The organism is Corynebacterium sp. 20-84 (assembly GCF_053479455.1).
Map to the genome: position 1 here is coordinate 109,990 of NZ_JBRBCB010000006.1, position 24,078 is coordinate 134,067.

23 protein-coding genes are annotated in these 24,078 nt (G+C 64.4%); 13 read left to right on the forward strand and 10 right to left on the reverse strand.

Annotation, left to right across the window (positions count from 1 at the left end):
* Positions 1–65 precede the first annotated feature (65 nt).
* Entirely contained in the window at positions 66–2,612 is a 2,547-nt protein-coding gene (secA, locus tag ACUY2Y_RS06155; protein WP_448325252.1) for a preprotein translocase subunit SecA, read from the forward strand.
* A gap of 9 nt (positions 2,613–2,621) precedes the next feature.
* On the opposite strand, the gene ACUY2Y_RS06160 is transcribed toward secA, so the two are convergent.
* On the reverse strand, positions 2,622–2,906 hold the full coding sequence (locus tag ACUY2Y_RS06160; protein WP_448325253.1) for a hypothetical protein: 285 nt from the start codon (positions 2,904–2,906) through the stop codon (positions 2,622–2,624).
* A gap of 252 nt (positions 2,907–3,158) precedes the next feature.
* On the opposite strand from ACUY2Y_RS06160, the gene ACUY2Y_RS06165 reads away from it, so the two are divergent.
* Both ACUY2Y_RS06165 and ACUY2Y_RS06170 read left to right on the forward strand, forming a co-directional pair.
* Positions 3,159–3,620 carry an HAD family hydrolase gene (locus tag ACUY2Y_RS06165; RefSeq protein WP_259900912.1) on the forward strand — a complete coding sequence of 154 codons (462 nt, stop codon included), beginning with the start codon at positions 3,159–3,161 and terminating at the stop codon, positions 3,618–3,620.
* A complete protein-coding gene (locus tag ACUY2Y_RS06170) occupies positions 3,620–4,114 on the forward strand; it encodes a DUF6912 family protein (RefSeq protein WP_448325254.1) in 495 nt (164 codons plus the stop codon). Before ACUY2Y_RS06165 ends, ACUY2Y_RS06170 begins: the two co-directional genes overlap by 1 nt.
* Before the next feature lie 103 nt (positions 4,115–4,217).
* Here ACUY2Y_RS06170 and ACUY2Y_RS06175 read toward each other — a convergent pair whose 3' ends face one another.
* From ACUY2Y_RS06175 to aroA, 4 genes are all read right to left on the reverse strand, one after another.
* On the reverse strand, positions 4,218–5,351 hold the full coding sequence (locus ACUY2Y_RS06175; RefSeq protein ID WP_448325255.1) for an MFS transporter: 1,134 nt from the start codon (positions 5,349–5,351) through the stop codon (positions 4,218–4,220).
* Complete coding sequence (locus ACUY2Y_RS06180) at positions 5,351–5,611, reverse strand: ArsR/SmtB family transcription factor (protein ID WP_448325256.1); 261 nt, start codon at positions 5,609–5,611, stop codon at positions 5,351–5,353. The genes ACUY2Y_RS06175 and ACUY2Y_RS06180 overlap by 1 nt, the downstream gene beginning before the upstream one ends.
* A gap of 195 nt (positions 5,612–5,806) precedes the next feature.
* Positions 5,807–6,823: a ribosome small subunit-dependent GTPase A gene (rsgA, locus tag ACUY2Y_RS06185; protein ID WP_448325257.1), complete on the reverse strand. Its 1,017-nt coding sequence runs from the start codon at positions 6,821–6,823 to the stop codon at positions 5,807–5,809.
* Positions 6,816–8,087, reverse strand: a complete 1,272-nt coding sequence (gene aroA, locus ACUY2Y_RS06190; RefSeq protein ID WP_448325258.1) for a 3-phosphoshikimate 1-carboxyvinyltransferase — start codon at positions 8,085–8,087, stop codon at positions 6,816–6,818. Before aroA ends, rsgA begins: the two co-directional genes overlap by 8 nt.
* Before the next feature lie 43 nt (positions 8,088–8,130).
* Between aroA and ACUY2Y_RS06195 the strand changes: the two genes are divergently transcribed.
* Positions 8,131–8,823, forward strand: a complete 693-nt coding sequence (locus ACUY2Y_RS06195) for an SOS response-associated peptidase (RefSeq protein WP_448325259.1) — start codon at positions 8,131–8,133, stop codon at positions 8,821–8,823.
* A 5-nt stretch (positions 8,824–8,828) separates the two neighbouring features.
* Here ACUY2Y_RS06195 and ybaK read toward each other — a convergent pair whose 3' ends face one another.
* Entirely contained in the window at positions 8,829–9,299 is a 471-nt protein-coding gene (gene ybaK / locus ACUY2Y_RS06200; RefSeq protein ID WP_448325260.1) for a Cys-tRNA(Pro) deacylase, read from the reverse strand.
* A gap of 45 nt (positions 9,300–9,344) precedes the next feature.
* Here ybaK and ACUY2Y_RS06205 point away from each other — a divergent pair, with 45 nt between their 5' ends.
* Entirely contained in the window at positions 9,345–9,920 is a 576-nt protein-coding gene (locus tag ACUY2Y_RS06205) for a sigma-70 family RNA polymerase sigma factor (protein ID WP_210574141.1), read from the forward strand.
* On the forward strand, positions 9,920–10,174 hold the full coding sequence (locus ACUY2Y_RS06210) for an anti-sigma factor (protein WP_259900886.1): 255 nt from the start codon (positions 9,920–9,922) through the stop codon (positions 10,172–10,174). The genes ACUY2Y_RS06205 and ACUY2Y_RS06210 overlap by 1 nt, the downstream gene beginning before the upstream one ends.
* A 75-nt stretch (positions 10,175–10,249) precedes the next feature.
* Here ACUY2Y_RS06210 and ACUY2Y_RS06215 read toward each other — a convergent pair whose 3' ends face one another.
* Both ACUY2Y_RS06215 and ACUY2Y_RS06220 read right to left on the reverse strand, forming a co-directional pair.
* Entirely contained in the window at positions 10,250–10,324 is a 75-nt protein-coding gene (locus ACUY2Y_RS06215; RefSeq protein ID WP_095066802.1) for a 50S ribosomal protein bL37, read from the reverse strand.
* Positions 10,325–10,435: 111 nt separating this feature from the next.
* Positions 10,436–10,693: a WhiB family transcriptional regulator gene (locus ACUY2Y_RS06220; RefSeq protein WP_076599812.1), complete on the reverse strand. Its 258-nt coding sequence runs from the start codon at positions 10,691–10,693 to the stop codon at positions 10,436–10,438.
* Positions 10,694–11,255: 562 nt separating this feature from the next.
* Between ACUY2Y_RS06220 and ACUY2Y_RS06225 the strand changes: the two genes are divergently transcribed.
* On the forward strand, positions 11,256–11,744 hold the full coding sequence (locus ACUY2Y_RS06225; RefSeq protein ID WP_448325261.1) for a hypothetical protein: 489 nt from the start codon (positions 11,256–11,258) through the stop codon (positions 11,742–11,744).
* Between the two features lie 208 nt (positions 11,745–11,952).
* On the opposite strand, the gene ACUY2Y_RS06230 is transcribed toward ACUY2Y_RS06225, so the two are convergent.
* Positions 11,953–13,173: an Rv3212 family protein gene (locus tag ACUY2Y_RS06230; protein ID WP_448325262.1), complete on the reverse strand. Its 1,221-nt coding sequence runs from the start codon at positions 13,171–13,173 to the stop codon at positions 11,953–11,955.
* Positions 13,170–14,495: a DEAD/DEAH box helicase gene (locus ACUY2Y_RS06235; RefSeq protein WP_448325263.1), complete on the reverse strand. Its 1,326-nt coding sequence runs from the start codon at positions 14,493–14,495 to the stop codon at positions 13,170–13,172. The genes ACUY2Y_RS06230 and ACUY2Y_RS06235 overlap by 4 nt, the downstream gene beginning before the upstream one ends.
* 89 nt (positions 14,496–14,584) lie before the next feature.
* Here ACUY2Y_RS06235 and ACUY2Y_RS06240 point away from each other — a divergent pair, with 89 nt between their 5' ends.
* From ACUY2Y_RS06240 to ACUY2Y_RS06265, 6 genes are read left to right on the forward strand one after another with little or no spacing between them, the layout of a single operon-like run.
* Positions 14,585–14,809, forward strand: coding sequence for a DUF3107 domain-containing protein (locus tag ACUY2Y_RS06240; protein ID WP_210574136.1), 225 nt, complete (start codon positions 14,585–14,587; stop codon positions 14,807–14,809).
* Between the two features lie 44 nt (positions 14,810–14,853).
* Positions 14,854–15,768 carry a DUF3152 domain-containing protein gene (locus ACUY2Y_RS06245; protein WP_448325296.1) on the forward strand — a complete coding sequence of 305 codons (915 nt, stop codon included), beginning with the start codon at positions 14,854–14,856 and terminating at the stop codon, positions 15,766–15,768.
* Positions 15,769–15,783: 15 nt separating this feature from the next.
* Entirely contained in the window at positions 15,784–16,515 is a 732-nt protein-coding gene (locus ACUY2Y_RS06250) for a hypothetical protein (protein ID WP_448325297.1), read from the forward strand.
* 3 nt (positions 16,516–16,518) lie between these two features.
* Positions 16,519–19,671, forward strand: coding sequence for a PD-(D/E)XK nuclease family protein (locus tag ACUY2Y_RS06255; protein WP_448325264.1), 3,153 nt, complete (start codon positions 16,519–16,521; stop codon positions 19,669–19,671).
* A 34-nt stretch (positions 19,672–19,705) separates the two neighbouring features.
* Positions 19,706–22,957, forward strand: coding sequence for an ATP-dependent helicase (locus tag ACUY2Y_RS06260; protein WP_448325298.1), 3,252 nt, complete (start codon positions 19,706–19,708; stop codon positions 22,955–22,957).
* 1 nt (position 22,958) lies between these two features.
* On the forward strand, positions 22,959–24,077 hold the full coding sequence (locus tag ACUY2Y_RS06265; protein ID WP_448325265.1) for a potassium channel family protein: 1,119 nt from the start codon (positions 22,959–22,961) through the stop codon (positions 24,075–24,077).
* The last annotated feature ends 1 nt before the right edge of the window (position 24,078 follow it).

Consider the following 24,078-nt stretch of genomic DNA (forward strand, 5'->3'; position numbering starts at 1 on the left):
GCGTTGACTAAGCGCCCTAGCTCTCGCTTACGCCCGATGTATCCAACCGAAAAAGGAAGCACAACGTGTTCGGACTGTCCAAGCTGCTGCGCGCCGGCGAAGGCCGCACAGTAAAGCGCCTTTCCAAGATCGCGGACGACGTTCTCGCTCTGGAGGACGATTACGCCGCGTTGACCGACGAAGAGCTCAAGGCTAAGACCGAGGAGTTCAAGGAAGCGCTTGCGGACGGCAAGTCCATGGATGACATCCTGCTCGACGCATTCGCCACCGCGCGTGAGGCGTCGTGGCGCGTGCTCGGCCAGAAGCACTACAAGGTTCAGGTCATGGGCGGTGCCGCCCTGCACTTCGGCTCCGTCGCCGAGATGAAGACCGGTGAGGGCAAGACCCTGACCTCCGTGCTCCCGGCGTACCTCAACGGCCTGGAGGGCAAGGGCGTCCACATCGTCACCGTCAACGACTACCTGGCCAAGCGTGACGCGGAGATGATGGGCCGTGTCCACCGCTTCCTAGGTCTCGAGGTCGGCGTGATCCTGTCTGAAATGCGCCCGCCGGAGCGCAAGCAGGCCTATGCCGCCGACATCACCTACGGCACCAATAACGAGCTCGGCTTCGATTACCTGCGCGACAACATGACCAAGTCGGTGGATGATATGGTCCAGCGCGGCCACAACTTCGCCATCGTGGACGAGGTTGACTCGATTCTTATCGACGAAGCGCGTACCCCGCTGATCATTTCCGGACCGGTCGACGGTTCGAGCCAGTTCTACACCGTCTTCTCCCAGCTGGCGCCCCGCATGCGTGAGGGCATCCACTACGAAGTGGACCAGCGTAAGCGTACCGTCGGCGTTTCCGAGGAAGGTGTCGAGTTCGTCGAGGATCAGCTCGGCATCGACAACCTTTATGCGCCGGAGAACTCCCAGCTGGTCAGCTACCTCAATAACGCGCTGAAGGCGAAGGAGCTCTTCGAGCGCGACAAGGACTACATCATCCGCAAGGGCGAGGTCCTCATCGTCGACTCGTTCACCGGCCGCATCCTGCCGGGCCGCCGCTACAACGAGGGCATGCACCAGGCCATCGAGGCCAAAGAGGGCGTGGAGATCAAAAACGAGAACCAGACCCTGGCTACGGTCACGCTGCAGAACTACTTCCGTCTCTACGACAAGCTCGCCGGCATGACCGGTACCGCTGAGACTGAGGCAGCGGAGCTCAACCAGATCTACAAGCTCGGTGTCGTGGCTATTCCGCCGAATAAGCCGAATATCCGCCAGGACAAGGATGACCTGATCTACAAGACGCAGGAAGCGAAGTTCGCTGCCGTCGCAGAGGACATCGCCGAGCACGTGGAGAACGGCCAGCCGGTCCTCGTGGGCACCACGTCCGTCGAGCGTTCCGAGTACCTCTCCCAGCTGCTGGCACGCAAGGGCATCAAGCACAACGTCCTCAACGCGAAGCACCACGAGGAAGAGGGCCGCATCATCGCCGAGGCGGGTCTGCCCGGCAATGTCACGGTGTCCACCAACATGGCTGGCCGTGGTACCGATATCGTGCTGGGTGGCAACCCGGAAGTCCTGCTGGACGCCAAGCTCAAGGAGCAGGGCCTCGACCCGTTCGAGGACGAAGAGGCGTACCAGGAAGCGTGGGACGAGCAGCTTCCGGCGGCGAAGGAGCGCTCCAAGCAGCTTGGCGACGAGGTGCGTGAGGCCGGCGGCCTGTACGTCATCGGCACCGAGCGCCACGAGTCCCGCCGCATCGACAACCAGCTCCGCGGCCGTTCTGGCCGTCAGGGCGACCCGGGCGAGACCCGCTTCTACCTCTCCATGCGCGACGACCTGATGGTCCGCTTCGTCGGCGCGTCCATGGAGAACATGATGAACCGCCTTAACGTCCCGGACGATGTGCCGATCGAGGCCGGCATGGTCTCCCGCTCCATCAAGGGCGCGCAGTCCCAGGTGGAGAACCAGAACTTCGAGACCCGTAAGAACGTTCTCAAGTACGACGAGGTGCTCAACGAGCAGCGCAAGGTCGTCTACCGCGAGCGCTTGGAGATCCTCGAGTCGAAGGACATCAAGGACCAGATCCGCAGCATGATCGATGACACCATCGGCGCGTACGTCGACGGTGCCACGTACGACGGCTACGTCGAGGACTGGGACTTGGACGAGCTGTGGAATGCGCTCGATTCGCTGTACGGGCCGACGGTCACACCGCAGGAGCTTATCGACGGCTCCGAGTACGGCTCGCCCGGCGAGCTCACCTCTTCCCAGCTGCGTCAGGCAGTGCTCGATGATGCCCACGAGTCCTACGACAAGCTCGAGGACAATGTCATCTCCATCGGCGGCGAAGACCAGATGCGCAATGTGGAGCGCATGGTGATCCTGCCGATCATCGACACCAAGTGGCGCGAGCACCTCTACGAGATGGATTACCTCAAGGAGGGCATCGGCCTGCGCGCGATGGCTCAGCGCGATCCTCTGGTCGAGTACCAGAAGGAGGGTGGCGACATGTTCAACGCCATGAACGACGGCGTGAAGGAAGAGACCGTCCGCCAGCTGTTCATGCTGCGCAAGCAGTTCGAGCAGCAGGAGCAGCAGCCGACGACCGAGCAGGCATAGGCGGCGCCCTCACAGCACCCGGAAGGACACGAGGCGGCCGGCGTTGACGCGCGCCACCCAGGCGTAGCGCGCGCCCGCAGCTTCGGCCGTCCCGTAGAATTCCTGGCCGCGCCGCCGGCTGGTGGACACTTTGACCACTCCGGGCGGCAGCCCGCCGATGCGGCGTGCCCGGACATACGTCCGCACCATCGGCGCGAAGGTGCGTGCTTGCAGCGCTTTGAGATCCCGAATACCAAAGGCCGCATCGAGCGCGACCCGGATGAGCGGTGAGAATGTCGGTGTATCGCCGGTCATTGCGCCAGCTTTGCCGGATATAGGCGGCGGTGCTGCGCGTCTGCCTGGTGCAGGCAGCAGCACTTTCATGTGCGTGAGACCGGGAACGGGGTAATACATCTATCTAGCCTCCTAGTGTGTGCGTGCGCCAGCGAGAACAGATTCTTGAAAATTCAGTGTTCCGCGGCGCTTCACCCCAGGGGCAGACGCGGCGTGGGCTAGGTAGTATTGTGCCGGAATCCGGACCGGTTGTCCTTGGAAACACGGTCGTTGATGTCTACTGAAGTAGACAATGAAGAACAAAGCGAGGAAACGAGGTCGTTGATGCAGGGTTTGATTATCGATTATGCTGGCGTGCTCGACGCGGACGCCGAGGACATCAAGCGCTGGCAGACGCTGCTTGCAGAGCTCAAGGCCAACGAGATCAGCACCGCCATCCTGTCCAATGACCCGGGCGGCCCGGAGGCAGACGCCATCCGCGAATGGGAGTTCCGCGGCCACGTCGACGCTGTGATCCTCTCCGGCGAGGTCGGCGCGGAAAAGCCGGAAAAGGCCGCATTCCAGGCAGCCGCCGATGCGATCGGCATGCCGCTGGAGGACTGCACGATGATCGACGACGACATCCTCAACGTCCGTGGCGCTGTTGAAGCGGGCCTCATCGGCATCTTGCACACCGCATTCGACCGCACTGTGGTGGAAATTCAGTCCCTCTACGGCATCGAGGGCGAGTTCTAGTGCGCGTCTACATTCCCGCCACCTTCGCGATGCTCAAGGAGCTCGACGCTGAGGGCACCATTCACGCCCGCAGCGGCTGGGGTTTCGCCGCGACGCCGGCACTGGTCGAGTTCTTCACCTCCGGCGACGAGGAGGAGATCGAGGCCGTCGCATTCGACGATGCCGCGCTGGCCTCCCTGCGCCTGCTCGCCATCGGCGACGAGCCGGATTTCCCACACCGCCGCGTGGTCATCTCCGCCGACGTCGACGCCGTCCCGCAGCCCGATATGGGCGAGTCCGTGGTCAAGCTGTCCGTGGCCATCAACCGCGAGGATGTCGCCGCGATCCATGTCGACATCGCCGCTGCCGAAGAAGCCACGAAAAAAGCCACTGAGCTTATCGACGCCGCCGATCTCGGCGACCAAGATGCCGAACTCGCCGTGGGCGACGCTCAGGACAACTACCTGGCGTTCTACCACCCGGACGAGCTGTCCTTCCTCGTCGAGCTGCTGTAGCAGTGCCGACGGGGCACGTTGGTGAATCGTCAAATGGGAGTCTGGCTCCTGTAGACCGCGTGGGGCTGGTGGCCTTGGCTGAACGCGACGTTGGGATGCACGTCTACGACTCGGAATCCATGCGCTGGCGAGCAAGCTGGCAGAGCAGTGCGACTGCTGCAAGTGCCGCCGCGGAACCACACAGCATGGCAGGCGTCGCATGCGCAGCGACCAACAGTGAGCCAATGACCGCACCCAGCGCCGAGCCCAAATAGTTCGCCGACGCATTCGCAGCCACCGCCGTAGCACCATCAGCAGGATTCGTCTGGAGCAGTACATGCTGCTGGGGTGCGAGAGAAGCCCAACCGCACAGTCCCCAGACGAAAAGACTGACCACCACGATCCCAGGGACCTGCCCCAGAGTCATACCGACTAGCGCACAGGTGAGGCCAGTGAGGATGAAAGCGCTAAGCCGCAGCGGATTGCACCTGTCCACGAAACGCCCGATGCCCAACGCTCCGACCGCTCCACCGAACCCCCAAACCCAAATTGCCATGGTCTGATGCGACGCAAGGCTTCCCGCGGACAGTACGACGGTCAGGTAGGTATAAAGCCCCAGAGAAGCGCAGCCGGTCAGTAGCGTTACCGTGACCGTGAGGAGATTCTTCGGGCGGGCGATGGACCTCAATCGCTCTGCAGCGCCAGAGGCCGCGATCGTTGGCAATTCTCCGCCGCGCAGCGTTATTCCTGTCAGTGCAGTGCCACCGATGACCACGATCAACAGGAACGCGGCACGCCAACCCCACTGCTGCGCCAGGGCCAGACCGATCGGCACTCCGAACACCGTACCCACTGCCAAGCCGGCAAGAACCAAAGCCAGTGCACGCCCCCGACGATGTTGCCCCACGAGCTCTGCGGCAACTGCGGACGACAGTGGTGAGTACACGCCCGCTGCCACGCCAGCCGCCACACGAGACCCCAGGAAAAGCCACACTGTCGGCGACAGGGCCGTAGCCAAGTTCGCAACTGTGAACACTAATATGGCGATGACCAGGCTACGCCGGGACTGCTGTCCGGCTCGCCCGGCCAGCAGAGGCCCAGCGATCGCGTAGGAGCCTGTGAAGGCCGCAACGCCCAGTCCGACAGTAGCTTCCCGTGCACCCAGCGATGAGGCGATGGCAGGAAGTAGACCTGCGACGACGTAGGCATCCAGGCCGAGCGCGACGCTCCCCAACACGAAGGGCCACAGCCGACTCATCATTCCTTACCCACTTCGGAACCTGCGTTGGCGATAACAGCCGCGAGCACACCGGGGAACAACTGATCCAGATCGTCGCGCCGCAACCGGATCAGACACGCGCGTCCTTCACCCCGGGTCCACGTCACTCCAGCCTCACGCAGCATGCGTGTGTGGTAGGTCAGCGTCGACCGAGGCAGATCGTCTGCGAGCCCGCGGCTGTCGTGTTCCTGCCCGTCGGCTAGCCGATGGATCATCTCCAGCCGGGTTGGGTCGCTCAAGGCAGCTAGCACCTTGGCCAAAGTGATTTCATCGGGTTTCGGGTGCTGGTACTCGCGCGGTGACATTGAACCTCCAAGAATCGTGCAGTATTTCCTGCATGATAACCGTGCAAGAATTACTGCACAAACTTAAAGGCTTCCTGAACCTCAATCAACGTCCACGGTCAGTTCATCTAGCTGGCCTAATACCAGTCGTTAGTCATAGGTTGTTTCGTTGATCCGCAGCGCCACGAGCAGGCGCCGCACGGCCTGGACACGTCTTCCGATGACGGAGTCCGGGTCGAAGTCGTCCCACGCGCACTCCGGGTCCGCCGGGGGACCGGCGTGCGTGCAGCCGCGCGGGCAGCGCTCCGCCGCCTCCGCCAAATCTGGGAAGGGCTCGATCACCTGGTCTGGTGAGACGTGCGCCAGGCCGAAGGACCGGATGCCGGGGGTGTCGATGATCCAGCCGTGGCTATCCGGCAATTCCAGTGCCACCGACTGCGTGGACGTGTGACGGCCCTTGCCCACGCCGGAGACTTCGCCCGTCTCGCGGTTGGCATCCGGGACGATGCGGTTGACCAGCGTCGACTTGCCCACACCGGAATGGCCGATGACGGCGGAAAGGCGGCCGTCGATACGCCCCAGCAACGCCGCGATATCGTTGTCGATGCCCGTGCGCAGGACCTCCACGTCCAAATCCGCGAGCTCTTTTTCGAATTCGCCGGGGTCCGCCAAATCCGATTTGGTCAGGCAGACAACCGGGGTGACACCGCCGACGAATGCGGCGACGAGCGCGCGCTCCACGAAGCCTGTGCGTGGCGGGGGATCAGCGACAGCGCAGACGATCAGCAGGATCTCCGCATTGGCCACGACGATCCGCTCGTACGGGTCCGTGTCGTCGGCGGTGCGGCGCAGCTCGGAGGTGCGTTCCTCGCGCTTGACGATGCGGGCGAGCGTGTCCTTCACCCCGCTTGTGTCGCCGACGACGCCGACGCGGTCGCCGACCTCGATCGACGTGCGCCCCAGCTCGCGGGCGCGCATGCACACCACGCGCGTGCCGTCCTCCAGCACGACGCCCCAGCGGCCGCGGTCCTTCGTGATCACCAAGCCCACGACTGCATCTTTGTGCTTCGGGCGGTCTTTTGACCGCGGGCGCGAGCCCTTGCCCGGCCGGACTTTCACGTCCGATTCGTCGTAGCTGGAGAAGTCCCGTCCGCCGCGCCTAGCCATGCAGCATGTCCGTCCACATCGTCTCAAAGCCTGGCAGCGTCTTCGCCGTCGTGCCGATGTCTTCGACTTCCACGCCGTCGGTGGTCAGCCCGATGATCGCGCCGGCGGTGGCCATGCGGTGGTCGGCGTAGGAATGCCAGGTTCCCCCGTGCAAGGCAGCGGGGGTGATGCGCAGGCCGTCGTCAAGCTCTTCGCACTGGCCGCCGAGCGCCGTGATTTCCGCGGTGAGCGCGGCCAGGCGGTCCGTCTCGTGCCCGCGCAGGTGCGCGATGCCGGTCAGCTCGCTTGGGCTGGCTGCCTGCGTGGCCAGCGCCGCGACCGTCGGCGTGAGCTCGCCGATATCGCCCATATCCAGCTCAATGCCCTGCAGCTCACCGGGCTTCGGGCCCGTGACGGTGAGCGTCTTGTCCGTCTCTTCGCCACTCATGCGCACGTCGCAGCCCATGTTTGTCAGGATGTCCCGAATGACGTCGCCGGCCTGGTTCGTCGTGGTCGGCCAGTGCGGTACGCTCACCGTTCCGCCGGTGACAGCCGCCGCAGCCAAAAACGGCGTGGCATTGGACAGATCCGGTTCGATCACCCACGTGCCGCCCTTGATCGGGCCCGGGCGCACGATCCATTCCGTCAGACTGGATTCGACTTCCACGCCGGCGGCGCGCACCATCTCCACAGTCATCTCGATGTGCGGTGTCGACGGCACCCGCTCGCCGGTGTGCACGATGTGGAGGCCTTCGTCGAAACGCGCGCCCGCGAGCAGCAGAGCCGAGACGAACTGCGAGCTTTTCGACGCATCCATCTCGATCCGTCCTCCCTTCGCCGACCCCGTTCCGTTGACGGTGTAGGGGAGGGCAGTGCCTTCAACGTCCACTCCCGCATCGCGGAGCGCATCGAGCACTGTGGCCACTGGGCGGACCCGCGCTTGCTCATCGCCGTCGACGTGGACCGCGCCGTTCGCGAATGCCGCGACTGCCGGAATGAAACGCATGACCGTTCCCGCGAGACCGCAGTCGACTGTGCCGCCCGTGAGCGTGCCCGGCGTGGCCGTGAGCGTGTCGCCGTCGAGAGTGAATTCCACGCCCATGGCTTCGAGCGCGCCCTGCATCAAATCCGTGTCGCGCGAACGCAGTGCCCCCACGAGCGTGCTCGGCTCGCTGGCGAGAGCAGCGAGCACATACGCCCGGTTGGTGATCGACTTTGAGCCGGGCACCAGCACAGTGCTAGTGAACGGCTCGGGGTGAAACGGCGCTGGCCACAATTGCGTCATGCGGGCCATCCTACCGAGCTAGTCGCGGGCATAATGGGAAGGCATGTGCGGACGTTTCGTTCTCTTCACCACCGGCGACGACCTGATCGCGGCCGTCGGCACGCTGCCCGGCGTGACCGAAGTGCTCGCGCCCGACGGCACCCCGCCGCCGCGCTACAACATCGGGCCCACGCAGCAAGTGCCCCTGATCCGCGTCGACGGTGCTGAAGCCCAGATCGACTCTGCCCGTTGGGGCCTTCTCCCCACCTGGAAGAAGGACGAGACCGGCCCACCGCTGTTCAATGCTCGCGGCGAGACCGTCGCCGAGAAGCCCTCGTTTCGCTCCGCCTTCAAAGCCCGCCGCGGCCTGATGGTGCTCGACGGGTACTACGAGTGGAAAGCCGATGCCAGCACGAAGACCGGCAAACAGCCGTATTTCGTGCGCCCCAAAGAAGGCCTGCTCTACGCTGCCGCGCTGTGGGAGACCGGGCTGGACAAACTCTCCACCACGATGGTCACCACCGACGCCACCGATAATATGGCCTGGCTGCACCACCGCCTCCCGCTCTTCCTGCAGCCTGAGGAAATCGAGCAGTGGGTGCACGGTTCACCGGAGGAGGCGCTCGAATTGGTCCACCCCTCCCGCGTCGCCGATCAGCTGCAGTGGCGCCCGGCGGCGCAGGAAGTGGGCAATATCCGCAATGAACACGCCGAGCTCACCGGCGACGGCCCGATGAGCACCGAACCAGTGGGGTAGGAGTGCTACTCAGCCGCGATATCCGCGAACTGGGCACTGCATAGTTCTGCCAGATCAGTCGGCGACATCGCGATGGACAAACCACGCTGGCCCGCCGAGACGGTGATGGTATCGGTGTGGGCGACGGAGGCGTCGATAAGCGTGCTCAACTGCTGTTTCGTGCCGAGCGGCGAGATGCCTCCCACGATGTAGCCGGTGAGGCGCTGCGCCACCTTCGGGTCCGCCATCTCCGCGTTCTTCCAGCCCAGAGCCTTCGCCGCATGCTTGAGCGACAGGTGACCAGCGACCGGTACGCAGCAGACCGCGTACTCGCGCTCGTGGTGAATGACCAGCGTTTTCAGCGTCTGCGTGGCATCGAGTCCCAGCTGCTCCACCGCATGCTCCCCGAAATGGTCCGTGCCCGCGGTGTAGCTGAGCACCTCGTGGTCCACTCCAGCTTGTTTGAGGGCTTCCAATGCCTGAGTCTTCGCTGCCATAGGCGCCAAGCCTAGCGCTCGCTGATCACCGCTAAGATGGCACCCATGGCCCACACCGATCTCGAACAGCGCTTCACCGAGGAGGCGATGCCGCTGCTGGACCAGCTCTACGGCGGCGCGCTGCGCATGACGCGCAACCCACAAGACGCTGAAGACCTGGTGCAAGAGACTTACCTCAAGGCCTACAAAGCGTTCGACTCCTTCAAAGAAGGTACGAACCTCAAAGCGTGGCTGTACCGGATCATGACGAACACGTACATCAACTCGTACCGGAAGAAGCAGCGCCGCCCGATCGAGACCTCCGCCGAGGATGTCACCGACCGCCAGCTGTACACCACCAGCTCGCACGATTCGACCGGCCTGCAATCCGCCGAGGTTGAGGCGCTGAAGAACTTGCCGGATGCGCAAATCGCCGAAGCCATGAACTCGCTGAGCGACGACTACCGCATGGTCGTCTATTACGCCGATGTCGAAGGCCTGGCGTACAAAGAAATCGCCGAAGTCATGGACATTCCGCTCGGCACCGTCATGTCGCGACTCCACCGGGGAAGAAAACAGCTCCGCGAACTGTTGAAAGATGTGGCGAACGAACAAGGTATTGGTCTGGAGGAGCAGAAATAATGGGCGACTGCAATATCGAACCAGCACGCGCACACGCGCTACTCTGCGAATACTTCGATACCGACACCCCTGCGGCGCGAGTCGCCGAGATCCGCGAGATCATCCAGACCTGCCCCGAGAGCTTTGCCTGGCTCAAATCTGAGACTGAGATCCGCCAGATCGTCCGCCGCTGCAACTGCCAGGACCAGGCGCCCGAGGGTCTGCGTCAACGCATTGTGCAGTCCATTTCGATCACTTACCGGCGATACGAGTAGCTGCTAGGTGTAAAACCAAAGAACTCCTTCCCACCTTGTATTCGGTGGGAAGGAGTTCTTGTATGCGCTCAACTCTTAGGAGTTGGGGCGCTTGCCGCGGTTAGCGCTCTTCTTGCGGCGGTCCTTGCGCTTACGACCACGCTTGCTCATAACGACCTCCTTGGGCCAAAGATACGGAACTGATCTAACTGTCAGTCCACTTTATCGGGCACCGGCCCGGCAGCGGTAATTGGTCCGCTTTTGGGCCGGTTCGCGCGTGGCTTAAGCAGAGACGCGCTGACGGTTGCGCTGCTTGTTGCGACGCTTGAGGGCGCGGCGCTCCTCCTCGGACAGGCCACCCCAGACGCCGGCATCCTGGCCGGTCTCCAGAGCCCACTTCAGGCACTGGGAGGTGACGGGGCAGCGGTGGCACACAAGCTTGGCCTGTGCGATCTGGGACAGTGCGGGGCCGGAGTTACCGACCGGGAAGAACAGTTCGGGGTCTTCGTCGCGGCAAATTGCTTCGTGGCGCCAATCCATGGTGATCAGTCTCCTTCTGGGTCTTCGGGTAGGTAGTGCGTCGGATGTCGAGAAATGTCATGAAGCGTGCACACCACTAACAAGCCCGTCGACAGGCGCAGGAATGAATGCGCGCACGGTGGCGCGACAATGAAACCTGGCTTGGGTCAGGGTTTGCGCAAGCAGATGATTTCCGGCGATGAGCGGGCGGTGTTCCCGGTGGCTTCGGGACCCGTCTTCCGTTTACCGGAACTTAACTCCGTGGTGGCTTGGAGTTAGTGGCTAGGTAACTAGCTCTTTGTTTTTGCTACCCGAGAATAATGACACGTTTACATACATCCCGCTAGGGGTAAACGCCAAATTGTGACCGGAATCATAATTTCTCCGCGGTTTTTATCTGTTTCGGGGGCTTGCGGGGCGGTGTGGCGGGGAGGTCTACGCCTGCTGAAAATAGCGTGAACAGGGTATATCAAGCAATGCTGTGAGATGTGACCGGATGCACTACGTCAAATCGCCTGTGGTTTGGGTTGGCTGCCGGGGCGGGGTTTCGGGCTCGCGACTGCCGTGGCTTTAGGATGAAGGCGTGAATGCGAACGCCCCGGAACCGAAGAAGAACCTGCCCAGCCCTGAAGCCGCCCGCGCGACGGCGGAAGCACCCGCGCTAATGAAGGCGGCGGCCGTGATGGCCGTGCTCGAAGGCATTGTGGCGATCAGCTACGGCATTTACCTGGCGTATGTGCAGATCACCAATGGTGCCGACGAATCCCTCGTCCAGTCCGAGACCTCCGCCTTCGCCTTGGTCGGTGTCGGCACCGCGCTGTTCATCCTGTGCACATTCGGGCCCATGGCCTACGGCGGCATCAACATCCTGCGCGGCAACCAGTGGGGCCGCAGCATCATCGTGTTCATGAACGTGCTGCTGCTCGGCATCGCCTTCTACATGTTCATGGGCGGTGCGACGTCGATCGGCGTGATCACCCTCCTCGCCGCCGCGATCACGCTCGTGTGCGCGCTGCACCCGGTGTCCACCCAGTGGGCCACTGCCGCGTTCGATGCGCGGCGCGGTAAATAGAGCTGGTTGCGGGTGAGCGGGCGTTGGTGAGCGGGGGCTGGTGAATCTGTTTACATCCGCGATATGCGTGCCTGGCTATAGTTCCTGCTCAGAGCGTTTTGGCTCCTATGCTGATCGGGCGAATATGTAAACAGAATCACCGGCGGTGGCGCGAGGGGGCTCCGGGCTCCTGGTGCCCGGCGCGCTGAGCGGAGCGGGGGCGGGGGAGCTACTGCACGAGGTCGAGGACCGCGATCTCAGTGCCGCGCTTTTCAACGACGGTGGCGCCGGCGGAGGCGATGGAGACCGGGCCGGTGTAGCCGTGGCGGTCGACGGGGATGACGTGGTCGACGGATTGGGTATCCCAATTGGCCACGGCGATGCCTTCGGCGGTGGGGTAGACGAGGCGGTCGCCGGCTCCGAAGCCGGTGCCGAGAGCGTCGGAGAAGATGGTGGTTACTTCGAGGGTTTCGGGGTCGAGAAGCATGAGATTCTGGCCGTCGAAGTAGCTCATGTGGTGCGGCAGATCGGCGACTTGGACGGTGGCAATCCCGATCGGTGAGTCGCTGAGCAGGTCAGACTGGGGTACCTGGGAGCTGGCCAGTTGGGTGCCGTCCTGTTTATAGGACGTGACCTTCGAGGATCCCGGGCCGTAGACGGCGGCGGCTTCCTGGCCCACAGCGACGAGGTAGGCGTTGTCGGCGATCTCGACGGACTCGTGAAGCTCAGGCTTGCGGGAGTCCTCCGGGGTGGCCTTTTGCATGCGCAGCCAGGAACCGTCCTCGCACTTCTCGGTGACGGCGAAGAATTCGGTGCGGGTCAGCGCGGAGGTGATGGTGCAGCCCTCGTTGGGCTGGAAGTCCGGCTCCTGCGGGGCCTCGACCTCGCCGTATTCGACGGTGCGGACAAGGTCGTTGCGCCAGATCTCGGAGCGCGACGGGGCGGCGTAGCCGACACGGTCGTTCGAGGAGATCATGGCGACCTGCTCGGGCGCGATCGCGGAGCGGGTGTGGGAATACTGGCCGGTCGTGGCTTTGATGGCCACCACATCGCCGCAGCCGATATTGGTGCGGTAGACAGCCACGACTTCATCCCATGCAGAAGCCATGCCGCACAGTTCGGGGCCGCGGGTGTAGCTCCACTTCTCCTCGCCGTCCGGGGTGGAGGCGGTGATGGTGCCACTGTCTTTGTCGTAGGTGGCGATCATGCCGGCGACGGTGACAGGGCGCGGGTTAGGGGCGTCGTCGTGCAGGGTAGGGCCCTCGGAAAGGTCATTCGGGGCGATGGCGAGTATCCCGCCGTTGGGGATCTCCTCAGCGGCGGGGGTGAGCTCGTCCTTGCGGATCGGCGCGGTGAAAAACGCGATGAGCAGGGCAAGAACAGACACGGCGGTGATGACGCCAGTGGCGATGAGGTCGCCGCGGGTGCGGCGTAGCGTAGCTTTACTCACCGTCGCCTCCTCTTGGATCGAGATCGGGATTGGTTCCGGTCGGGACGGGAATCGCCGCGCTTTCTGCGCACGCCGTGAACGGGGCGGGCCGGGCCGACGTTGGAGCGGGCGTCGTCGGGAATATCGAGGGCGTCGCGCAGCTCCGGGGAGGTGGAGAACCACGTCGGGGGTTCAGGCGTGTCCAGTGAGAGCTCGTCGTTGATGAGCTTCCACTTCGCGCCCTCATCGAAACCGACGAGGGTGACGGCGGTGCCGGTGCGGCCCGCGCGGCCGGTACGGCCGATGCGATGCACGTAGGTCATTGGGTCGTCAGGAGTCTGGTAGTTGATCACGTGGGTGACATCGTCGACGTCGATGCCGCGGGCGGCGACATCGGTGGCCACGAGGATCTCCACTGTGCCGTTGCGGAAAGCCTCGAGGGAGCGCTCGCGGGCTTCCTGACCCAAATCACCGTGAACGGAGCCGACGGGGAAACCACGGCCGGCCAAGTCTTCGGCGACATCGGCGGCGGTGCGCTTCGTGCGGGTGAAAATGATGGTCTTGCCGCGGCCGTCGGCCTGAAGAATGCGGGCGGTGACCTCGGGTTTGTCCATCTTGTGGGAGCAGAATACGACCTGCTTGGTGGTGTCGTGCACCTGGGAGGACTCGGTGGCCTCAGCACGGATGTGCAGCGGCTTATTCATCATCGACCGTGCCAGGGTGAGGATCTGCCCCGGCATGGTGGCGGAGAAGAGCATCGTCTGCAGCGGCTGGTGCAGCGCAGCCCACAGTTTCTGGATGTCGGGGAGGAAGCCCAGGTCGAGCATCTCGTCGGCTTCATCGAGAACCAGAATCGCCACGTGGCTTAAGTCCAGATCGCCCCGCTGGTGAAGATCCAGAAGGCGGCCGGGAGTGCCGACGATGACGTCGACACCGTCATTGAGGGCGGCGAGTTGCTCGTCGTAGGGGCGGCCGCCATAGATCGTCGATAAGCGAATGGGCGTGTTTTTCGCTGCGAGCGTGAGGTCTTCGCCCACCTGAACGGCGAGCTCGCGCGTGGGCGTGACCACGAGTGCGCGCGGGGTGCCGTTGAGCTCCTCGATAGCGGCGTCGTCAAAGACACGGTCCAGCAACGGGACGCCGAAAGCGAAAGTCTTGCCCATGCCCGTGCGGGCCTGGCCGATCAAATCCCGGCCGGTCAACGCGATGGGGAGGGTGAGCTCTTGGATGGAAAAGACCCGCTCGATCCCGTTGTCTGCGAGCGCCCCGACGATCTCCGCGGCGACGCCGAGCTCGGCGAACGTCGGCGGCTGCTGGGGCTGCTGTACAGAACGATCGGGCACGTGAACATCTTAACTGCCCCTCGTTACAATATGACCATCGCCGGCGACGGCACGAAGAATAGAGCGAAAAGTAAAGGACGAAAAACAGCATGGAAATCAAGATCGGACTGGCTGACTCCCACCGCGAACTCTCCATTTCCTCCCCGAAGGGGCAGGACGAGATCCTCGGCGAAGTTACGCAGGCGATCGAGTCCGGCGCTCCGACTGTCTCCTTCGACGACGAGCGCGGTATGAAGTACGTCGTGCGTACCGAGCGCATCCTGTACGTCGAATTGGGCAACTCCACCCCGCGTGCTGTCGGCTTTTCCGGCTAAATGCACGATAGATTGAACGTATGACCTACCACCCCGACGGCCGCATGGACGGCGCTTACGAACCCGCCGCTGGCCACAGCGGGGCGGACCGATCCGCGTTCGCGCGATTCGCCGATGCTTACGGTTGGCGCGCTTATGCGATCCCGGTGCTGGTGGTGGTGACTGCGCTGGTGATCTGGAGCATCGTCAACACTCCTGCGGGGGAGACTGTTGGGACGACCTCGCGCGGGACGGAGGGGATTGAGGACACCACCGACGAGCCGCGCGTGACGGTGCCGGACATGCCGGAAGGCCAGGTCGCGATGACGGAGCTTCCGCCCGGTGGCCCGTTCGCCGAGCAGGGCAAGGGCACGTACCGGCCCGTCGGCTCGCTCGGCATGAATCACGGGAAGGGCGAGGAGAAGGTCGTGCGCTTTTCCACCGAAGTGGAAGACGGCATTGACACCTCCAGCTACGGCGGCGACGATTCTTTCGCTGCGATGGTGGACGCCACTTTGTCGGATCCGCGCGGCTGGACGAACGATCCGCGATTCCGTTTCGAGCATGTCTCCTCGTCCGATGATCCGGACCTGCGCATCCAGCTGACCTCCGTGGGCACGACTCGTGAGACCTGCGGAAGTGACATCGGGCTCGAGACGTCCTGCCGTATCTATACGGAAGCGGACGGTGACCGGGTGATCATCAACGAGTCCCGTTGGGTCCGCGGTGCCGCGCCGTATAACGGCGATTTGGGCATGTACCGCCAGTACTTGATCAACCACGAAGTGGGGCACGCGCTGGGCTACGCGGAGCACGAGCCATGCGGTGAGGACGGCAAGCTCGCCCCGGTGATGATGCAGCAGACGCTGAGCTTGAATAACAAGGAACTGTTCCAGCTCGCGCCGGAAGAGGTCTACCCGGATAACGACGACACGTGCCGCGCCAACCCGTGGCCGTACCCGCGTCCGGCGACGGTCTAGGGGAGGGGCGTGTCGATGACGATTCCGGGGCATGTTCTAACGTCGTTCCAGGTCGATGAGTCGCAACCGCTCCCGCTTGGCCCGGAGTGGGGCAACGGAGTGCGTTTCGGTCGCATTGTCATTTCCGAAGCGCCGGCGCACGCCGCATGGTCGTCGAAGGTGCGGGAGAAAGTCACGGTTCCCGGCGTCCGCGTCGCCCGCCCGGTCCGCTCCACTGACGGCCGCTTCACGGTCGCGGGTTTCCACGCCACCGATTACGTCGAGGGCGAGCCGGGGCACCGCGTTGACGAGGCGATTTCCGCGGCTCTTCGGTTCGACGACGCCGTGTCCTATTTCCCCGCCCCCAAGCTCGAGCGCAACGACGCATGGGCGCGCGCTGACCGCGCCGCATGGAAGGGGCGCCTTCCGCAAGGCAAGAAATTGCAGTTCGTGCACACCGATTTCCTCGCGTGCTGTCTCTTTTCCGGCTCCCTGCCGCCCGCGCTCACCGATTTCGTCCCCGCCGACAGCGCGCGGCCGCACGGTTACAGCGCAGCGCTGACGCTTATCGACGGCCTCTTGGCCGACGCCGTCGACGATGCCGTGCTGAGCAGGTGGTCCCATGTGCCCGACTTGATATTCATGTGTGAGCGCGCACTTGATTATCGAGAGATTCTGAACAGGGAATTCGGCGGATTATCGAACATGGGTTCGAAGATTGAGCGTGTTCGGGGGCTGCTCGTGTCCGGGGCGGATGCCACACTGTAGGGCATGACGCAGCCGAACGACGCCCACAACGCAGGCCTGAATCTCCCGCCGCACCCGCAGGCCTATTTGGTGGGCCGGGAACGGACTGTTCACCAGCGCGTCTGGCCGGTGGAGCTTCCCTCCCGCGGGGCGTTCAAGGTCACTGGTGCGGCCGGTGCGGGCGTGACCAGTTTCCTCATCGACACTGCGGTGGCGAAAATCCGCGGTGGGGCTGACCCAGCCGGCGTGGTGTTTCTCACCGCCTCCAAGGAACCCGGTGCGCGGGTGCGTGCGGAGTTGTCTGACCGGCTCGCGGCCTCCGGTTTCGTCGCCGATGAACCGATTGTGCGCTCCATTCACTCGCTGGCTTTCGCGCTCGTGCGGTTGGGCGATGAGGATCACAGCGCGGAGGCGGAGCCGATCCGTTTGATCTCGGGCGCGGAGCAAGACTTCGCCATCCGGGAGCTGCTGCAGGGCCATGCTGCCGACGGTGGCGGAACGTGGCCGGCAGAATTGCGCCCTGCGCTGCCGATGGTCGGTTTCGCCCGCCAATTGCGCGATTTCTTGCTCCGCGCCGTTGAGCGCACGCTCACGCCGAGCGACCTGCGCGACTTGGGGCAGCGTCACGGGATTCCGGTCTGGTCGGCGGCGGGCGATTTTCTCGCTGAGTACCAGGACGTCATGGCTCTCTACGGTGCGCGCAGCTATTCGGCATCGGAATTAGTCGCCTCCGCCGTGCGGGCGCCGCTACCGCGCACATGGCACACCGTCATCGTCGACGACGCTCAGCACCTCGATCCGGCTTCGGCTCAACTGGTACGCCAGCTCGCGCAGGAAGCAGAGCTCACTGTCATCGGCGGCGACGAGGAGCAGTCGGTCTTCCGTTTCCGCGGTGCGTCCCCGCTGTTCTTCCGGGACTTGGACGGCGCAGAAGTGATCGATCTGGGGGCGACAAAGCGCCATCCGACAGCAGAAGCGGTGATCGCACCGAGTACTGCTGTCAACCACGCTGCGGTGGTGGACCGCCTTCGGCGTTGGCACCTCGAAGAGAACGTGGCCTGGCGCGATATATCCGTGGTGGTGCGCTCGGTGGGGATGATCGAGTCGCTGCGCCGGGCGCTGCTGCAAGCCGGTGTTCCAGTGGCAGTGAACCCGACTGATGTGGTGCTGGCGGAACAGCGCATCGTCGCTGCGATGCTGTTGGGTCTAAAAGCGCTGACCGAACCATTGAGCATGGCCCAATGGCGTGATCTGCTGCTCGGGCCCGTCGGCGGCACAGACCCGGTCACGCTGCGCCGTCTGCTGCGTGGGCTGCGCAGGTGGAAGCCGGACACCCGCGCTGAAGTGACGCTCTCGGAATTGCTCGCGTTGGACGAAGAGCTGCCCGATTTCGGCTCGGTGCTCACGGATCGGGAGCTTGCGATTCTGAACCGCATCCGCAGCGTGCTCGAGGCCGGGCGCACGGCTCTAGGAGAGGGCGGCAGTGTCGAGGACGTGCTGTGGGCGATCTGGTCGGCGACGAAACTGGCGGACAGCCTCATGGCGATCGCGCTGCGTGGCGGTGCCGCAGGCTCGCAGGCGGACCGCGACTTGGATGCGATGATGGCGCTGTTTGACGCCGCAGGCGATTTCACGGAGCGGCGCCCGAGTGCCACCGTGGAGTCTTTTATCGCGCACATCGAGGAGCAGGAATTGCCCACCGGCGTGCGCGACCGGCGCACCGCCACCCCGGATGCCGTGCCGCTGCTCACCGCGCACGGTGCGGCGGGGCGCGAATTCAAGCGCGTGATCGTCTCCGGGGTCCAGGAATTGTCATGGCCCACGCTCAGTGAGACTGGCACGCTCATGCGCCAGGAGGATCTGGTGGACCTAGTGGACGAAGGGATCGACCCAGCCACGCCGGTCTCCCACATCGCTGACCGCCTGAAAGAGGAGCGCCATCTGTTCCACCTCGCGGTCAGTCGCGCGACCGACCGGGTCGTGGTCACCGCGGTGCATTCGGAGGACGGCGACGAGGTGGTGGAACCTTCGCGCTTCATCGCCGAATTCGCCGCGGAATTCGGGATTGTCCCGCAAGAGATCGCTGCGGCGCCCATCACTGCGCAGGAGCGCGTCGCCGCGGAGGGCGTGGAGGTGCCAGCGCTCTTCGACACCGTCGGCAGTGAGGTGCGCGCCGATGCCGACGCAGTTCGGGTGCTGGCAGTCGAAGACATCGTGGCGGAACTACGCCGTGCGCTCACCGACGAGGCATCCAGCGAACAAACACGCTTGCAGGCGGCACGTCAGCTGGCGCGGTTGGCGGAGGTCGGTATCGCCGCGGCGGACCCGGGGCAGTGGTGGGGGACAACGGAGGCGTCGATAAGCGAGCCCTTGCCGCCCCCGAAGCGGCTGTCGCCCTCGCGCATTGAGGGGCTGCTGGAATGCCCGATGCGCGGCGTGCTGGAACGCGAGATCGCGCCCGCTGTCAACGATGCGATGACGCGCGGCACGCTCATCCACTATTTCTTCGAGGCGCTCGGAAACGGTGTGGACCCAGATCTCGCCCGCGCCGACACGATCGCCGCCTACCGTGCACTCTTCAGCGTTCCGCCGTGGAAGGAAGCCAACGACCTGGCTGAATTCACTGCGGTGCTCGAGCGATGCGGGCAGTGGATCGACTCTACTCGCGGGACATTCTCCCAGCTCGGCGTGGAGGTGCCGGTCCATGTGGAGGTCGCTCCGGGCCTAGCCATCGGCGGGCGCATTGACCGGCTGGAGCGCGAGGGCGACGCGGACGGTGACGGCCCGGTGCAGGTCGTGGATTTGAAGACCGGGAAGAATGCGACGGCGCAGAAGAAGGTCGACGAGCACCCGCAGCTGCTCAGCTATCAGCTCGCGCTGAGCCGCGGTGTGTGGCGTGATGGCGCAGTGGTCACCGCCGGCGCGGGCGAAAAACCACTGGACGTCGGCGGCGGAACCCTGTTCTTTCCTGCGTCGAAAGCGAAGAAGCCCACCGTGCGCACGCAGGCGCCGAAGGATGCCGAGCAGCTCGACGAATTCGCGGAACTGATCCGCCCGCTTGTCGACGAAATGACGGGCCCCACCCTGCGTGCTGTCACCGGCGACCACTGCTCGTTCTGCCAACTGAAATCGATCTGCCCGGCCCAGCCCGAAGGAGAGGTGACCACCCGTGGCTAGCACTGTCGTCCCACCCACAACGCTGTGGCGCTACATGGGCGAGAAATTCATGCCCACCGACCAGCAGGCCGCCGTTATTGGCGCGGAACCTGGCCCGCTGCTCGTCGTCGCCGGTGCTGGTGCCGGCAAGACCGAGACCATGGCCTCGCGCGTGGTGTGGCTCGTGGCCAACGGTTATGTCCGCCCGGAGGAGGTCCTCGGCCTGACCTTCACCCGCAAGGCGGCGCAGGAGTTGGGCAAACGCATCCGCACGCGCCTGGAGAAGCTCGCCGCCGACGAACAGCTGGTGCGCCGCCTCGACCCGACGGGGAAACTCGCGGAATCGCTTACAGCCATTGCGCCGACGGTGTCCACCTATGATTCGTACGCCGGCAACCTGATCCGCGAATACGGCCTGCTCGTTCCCGTCGAGCCCGATGCGCGCCTGATCACCGACGCGGAGCTTCACGCCATCGCGTGGGAGGTAGTGAACAACCACGGTGGCGAATTGCTCTCCGGGGTGGGGGAGAACCCCGCCATGGACACTGTCGTGGAGACGCTGCTGCGGCTGGTCACCAATATGGGCAATGAGCTCTTCCCGCGCGAGCGCATCGCGGAGGAATCCGATGCCTTCGTGGCCAACCTCGCTGGCTTGCCCCGCGGTAAACGCCAAGGGGAGGCATACAACCAGACGGTGCAGAAGTGGGTGGACCGGCAGAAGCTGCGCCGCGCGTATGCCGATATGTCGCTCGAGCTTGGCCGCGAGCTGCGGGAGCGCGGCGTGGTCACCTTCAACGAGCAGATGTCCGTGGCGGCGCAGATGGCGGCTGATCACCCGGCGGTGGGTGCCTCCCAGCGTGACCGTTTCCGCGTGGTCATGCTCGATGAATACCAGGACACCTCGCACGCCCAGCGCGTGCTGTTGCGCAGCCTCTTCGGAGAGAACCGCGACGATGTATCCCGGCACGCGCACCCGCTCACCGTCACCGCGGTGGGCGATCCGATGCAAGCGATCTACGGCTGGCGTGGGGCGACGGCAGCGAACCTGGCCGCCTTCGTCGACGATTTTCCGCTGCCGGACGGTTCACCTGCCCCGAAGGCGCAGCTGACCACGTCGTGGCGCAATCCGCCGGAAGTGCTCGCCACCGCGAATAATGTCTCCGCCGCGGTCCTGGGCACCCCGGAGGGCGGACAGCGCGCCGTCGAGCCGCTGACCTCCAAGCCGGACGCGCAGCCAGGCCGTGTGGAACTGGGCTTCTACGCCACGGAGGACGAAGAGATCGGAGTGGTCGCAGACATGCTCGCTTCCGATTACAACGACCGTGTGAACGCGGGCAAACCGGTTTCTTCAGCCGTGCTGGTTCGCAAGAACAAGCACTCCGCGGCCATCGCGGAGGCCTTAGAAGAGCGCGGCGTGCCTTATGAGATCGTCGGCACCGCCGGTCTGCTCACTGTGCCGGAGGTGGCGGACACCGTCGCTGTGGCCCGCATGCTGGTCCACCCACAGGATTCGGCCGCGGCGCTGCGCATTCTGGCCGGCCCTGCGTGCGGGCTGGGCCTGAAAGATATTTCGGCTCTGGCCAGCCGCGCCACCAATCTCGCTGGCGAGCGCCGGACGAGCGCCGTGGACGAGCTGCCCGCCGATACTGATCCGCGTGAGCGGCTTCGCGTACAGCTCGAGGAGCTGATCGAGAACGCGGAGAACGCAGTCGGCGAAAACGAGCGCAGTGTGGGCTTGGGCGATGCGGTCGCCGACCTGGGCGAGCCGGAGCGGTACTCGCCCGAAGGACTGGTGCGCCTCCAAGCTCTCGCGGCGAAGCTGCGTGCCCTGCGCACCCGCAGCCTGGGCAAGCGCCTGCCGGACCTGTTCGATGACATCGTTTCCATCTTCGGCATCCGCATCGAAGTCCTGGCGCGCCCGTCCAACACCGGCACGGTCCACCTGGACAAATTCGCCGAGGTGGTCGCGTCCTATCCGGGTGCGGACCTCGAAGGATTCTTGTCGTATCTGGATCTTGCCGCCGAGCACGAGGACGGCCTCGAGCCAGGTTCGGTGACCACCAGCGATGACCGTGTCCAGATCCTCACCGCCCACAAGGCGAAGGGCTTGGAGTGGGACACCGTCGCCGTCGTCCACGCGGACACCCAGACGTACAGCGTGACCACCGAGACCTTCCTGACCTTCGTCGAGTACGTCCCCGATGACGCCTACGACGTCTTCGACGCGGCCGAAGACCGCAGCGAATTCCAGAAACTCACCGACGAGTACAGAAAGACCAAGAAAGCAGAGCTCGAAGAAGAATCGGCCCGCCTGTTCTACGTTGCTGTCACCCGCGCCGCTGAACGCCTCATGGTCACCGGTTCTGCGACGGTGCCGGACCGCGCGAAGCAAGCCGACCCGTACCCGCACTTCCTCGCGCTCAAAGATGTGCTCATGCAGCCCGGCGACACCCCCGCCACACAGGTCCTTCACTGGTGGGAGGGCGGAGACACAGAGGAAGAGACCCCCAGCACCACCCGCGAAGGCACGTGGCCGCACTATGCCGCCGACCCCGCGAGTGTCACCGCCGCGATGCAGGTCCGCGCCGCGCGCGAGCAGCTGCCCGAGCTGGCCGATGGCGAGCTCTACTCGCTGTGGGAGCGCGACACCGAAGCGCTCATTGAAGAACACGAAGCCGCCCAGCGTCCCGCCGTTCCCGTGGTCATGCCGGCGACGCTCACGGCGTCCGACATCGTCGCTCTGCGCGCCGACCCCGAGCAATTCGCCCGACGCGCCCGCCGCCCCGTGCCGTTCAAGCCGAATGCCTACGCCAAGCGCGGCACAGCATTCCACGAATGGATCGAAGGCTTCTACGGGGCGCGCCCCCTGCTTGACGACGATGAACTGCCCGGCAACCTCGAGCCCGACGTCGATGCCGCCACGTTGGTCCGCCTGAAGGAGAATTTCTCCGCCAGTCAGTGGGCAACGCGCGCCCCCGCGCACATCGAGCACCCCTTTGAAATCGACCTGGGCACTTCGACTGTCCGCGGTCGCATCGACGCGGTCTTCCAGGACGAAGACGGCGGGTGGACCATCGTCGACTGGAAGACGGGCAACAAACCCCAGGCGGCGGAGATGCGCGCGGCGAAACTCCAATTGGCGGTCTACCGCGAAGCCTGGCGCCGGATCGCCGCGGATGGCAAGCCGATTCGCGCGGTGTTCTTCTACGTCCGCACCGGCGAGGACTTCTCGCCCAGTGACCTGCCGGAACGTGGGGAGCTGGAGGGCTTGCTGCGAATCGCGGCCCCGGCCGGTTTAGAGTCGTGATATGGCGTTTTCGTTTCAGCCGCGGATTTCTTTCCGCAGCCGATTGCGCGGTGAAGAACTCACCGCGCTGCCCGACCATGCGCTCATCAACGTCATCCGCCTGCCGCAGGAGGCGCGGGCGACTCCGTGGACGCTGATTTTCAGGCGCTTTATCTACGCGATCATCCTGATGATCCTGGTCGCCGGAATCGTGTGGATGGACAAGGATGCCTATTCTGAGCCGCTGACATTCATCGATGCCGTGTATTACTCGGCGGTGTCGCTGTCCACCACCGGCTACGGCGACGTCACTCCGGTGACGCAAACGTCCAGGCTGGTCAACATCTTCATCATCACTCCGTTGCGTGTAGCGTTCCTGATGCTGCTCGTCGGCACGACGCTGTCCGTGCTCACGGAGGATTCCCGCAAGACGCTGCAACTTCAACGGTGGAGGAAGAACGTGCGCAACCACACCATCATCATCGGTTACGGCACCAAGGGCCGGTCCGCTGTCGAGGCATTGCTTGCCGACGGCGCGTCGCCCTCCAATATCGTCGTCATCGACGGCGATAACGAAGCTCTCGTGCATGCGGAGAACCGCGGGTTGGTGTGCGTTCACGGAAACGCCACAAAGTCGGATGTGCTGAAGATCGCCGGTGTGAACCGCGCCCGCTCCGTGGTGGTCGCACCGTCCTCTGACGACACTGCCGTGCTGGTCACCCTGTCCGTGCGCGAGATCAACCCGGGCGTGAATATCGTCGCCTCTGTCCGCGAGGCCGAAAACCAGCACCTGCTGGAGCAGTCCGGTGCGGATTCCGTGGTCATCTCTTCGGAGACCGCGGGTCGCCTCCTCGGCATCGCCACCAACACGCCGACCGTGGTGGAGATGATAGAAGATCTGCTGAGCCCCAATGCTGGCTTCACCGTGTCAGAGCGCCCGATCCTTGACGATGAGGTGGGTGCCAACCCGCGCCACCTCGCCGATATCGTGCTCGGCGTGGTCCGCTCCGGTGAGCTGTACCGCCTTGATTCGCCTGAGGCGGAGACTGTCGAGCCGGGCGATAAATTGCTGTACATCCGTTATGCGCCAGAGAATCCCGACGATCTCGACGAGGCTCGGCATGAGGAAGAGGATGATTAAA

Coding starts and splice junctions, on each gene's coding strand:
- rsgA (WP_448325257.1), bottom strand. CDS start 6,823: ATGGCTAGGCGCGGCGGACGGGACTTCTCCAGCTACGACGAATCGGAC.
- ybaK (WP_448325260.1), bottom strand. CDS start 9,299: ATGGCAGCGAAGACTCAGGCATTGGAAGCCCTCAAACAAGCTGGAGTG.
- ACUY2Y_RS06260 (WP_448325298.1), top strand. CDS start 19,706: ATGGGCGAGAAATTCATGCCCACCGACCAGCAGGCCGCCGTTATTGGC.
- ACUY2Y_RS06255 (WP_448325264.1), top strand. CDS start 16,519: ATGACGCAGCCGAACGACGCCCACAACGCAGGCCTGAATCTCCCGCCG.
- ACUY2Y_RS06165 (WP_259900912.1), top strand. CDS start 3,159: ATGTCTACTGAAGTAGACAATGAAGAACAAAGCGAGGAAACGAGGTCG.
- ACUY2Y_RS06205 (WP_210574141.1), top strand. CDS start 9,345: ATGGCCCACACCGATCTCGAACAGCGCTTCACCGAGGAGGCGATGCCG.
- ACUY2Y_RS06210 (WP_259900886.1), top strand. CDS start 9,920: ATGGGCGACTGCAATATCGAACCAGCACGCGCACACGCGCTACTCTGC.
- ACUY2Y_RS06220 (WP_076599812.1), bottom strand. CDS start 10,693: ATGGATTGGCGCCACGAAGCAATTTGCCGCGACGAAGACCCCGAACTG.
- ACUY2Y_RS06240 (WP_210574136.1), top strand. CDS start 14,585: ATGGAAATCAAGATCGGACTGGCTGACTCCCACCGCGAACTCTCCATT.
- ACUY2Y_RS06175 (WP_448325255.1), bottom strand. CDS start 5,351: ATGAGTCGGCTGTGGCCCTTCGTGTTGGGGAGCGTCGCGCTCGGCCTG.
- ACUY2Y_RS06265 (WP_448325265.1), top strand. CDS start 22,959: ATGGCGTTTTCGTTTCAGCCGCGGATTTCTTTCCGCAGCCGATTGCGC.
- ACUY2Y_RS06250 (WP_448325297.1), top strand. CDS start 15,784: ATGACGATTCCGGGGCATGTTCTAACGTCGTTCCAGGTCGATGAGTCG.
- ACUY2Y_RS06160 (WP_448325253.1), bottom strand. CDS start 2,906: ATGACCGGCGATACACCGACATTCTCACCGCTCATCCGGGTCGCGCTC.
- ACUY2Y_RS06195 (WP_448325259.1), top strand. CDS start 8,131: ATGTGCGGACGTTTCGTTCTCTTCACCACCGGCGACGACCTGATCGCG.
- ACUY2Y_RS06245 (WP_448325296.1), top strand. CDS start 14,854: ATGGACGGCGCTTACGAACCCGCCGCTGGCCACAGCGGGGCGGACCGA.
- aroA (WP_448325258.1), bottom strand. CDS start 8,087: ATGACGCAATTGTGGCCAGCGCCGTTTCACCCCGAGCCGTTCACTAGC.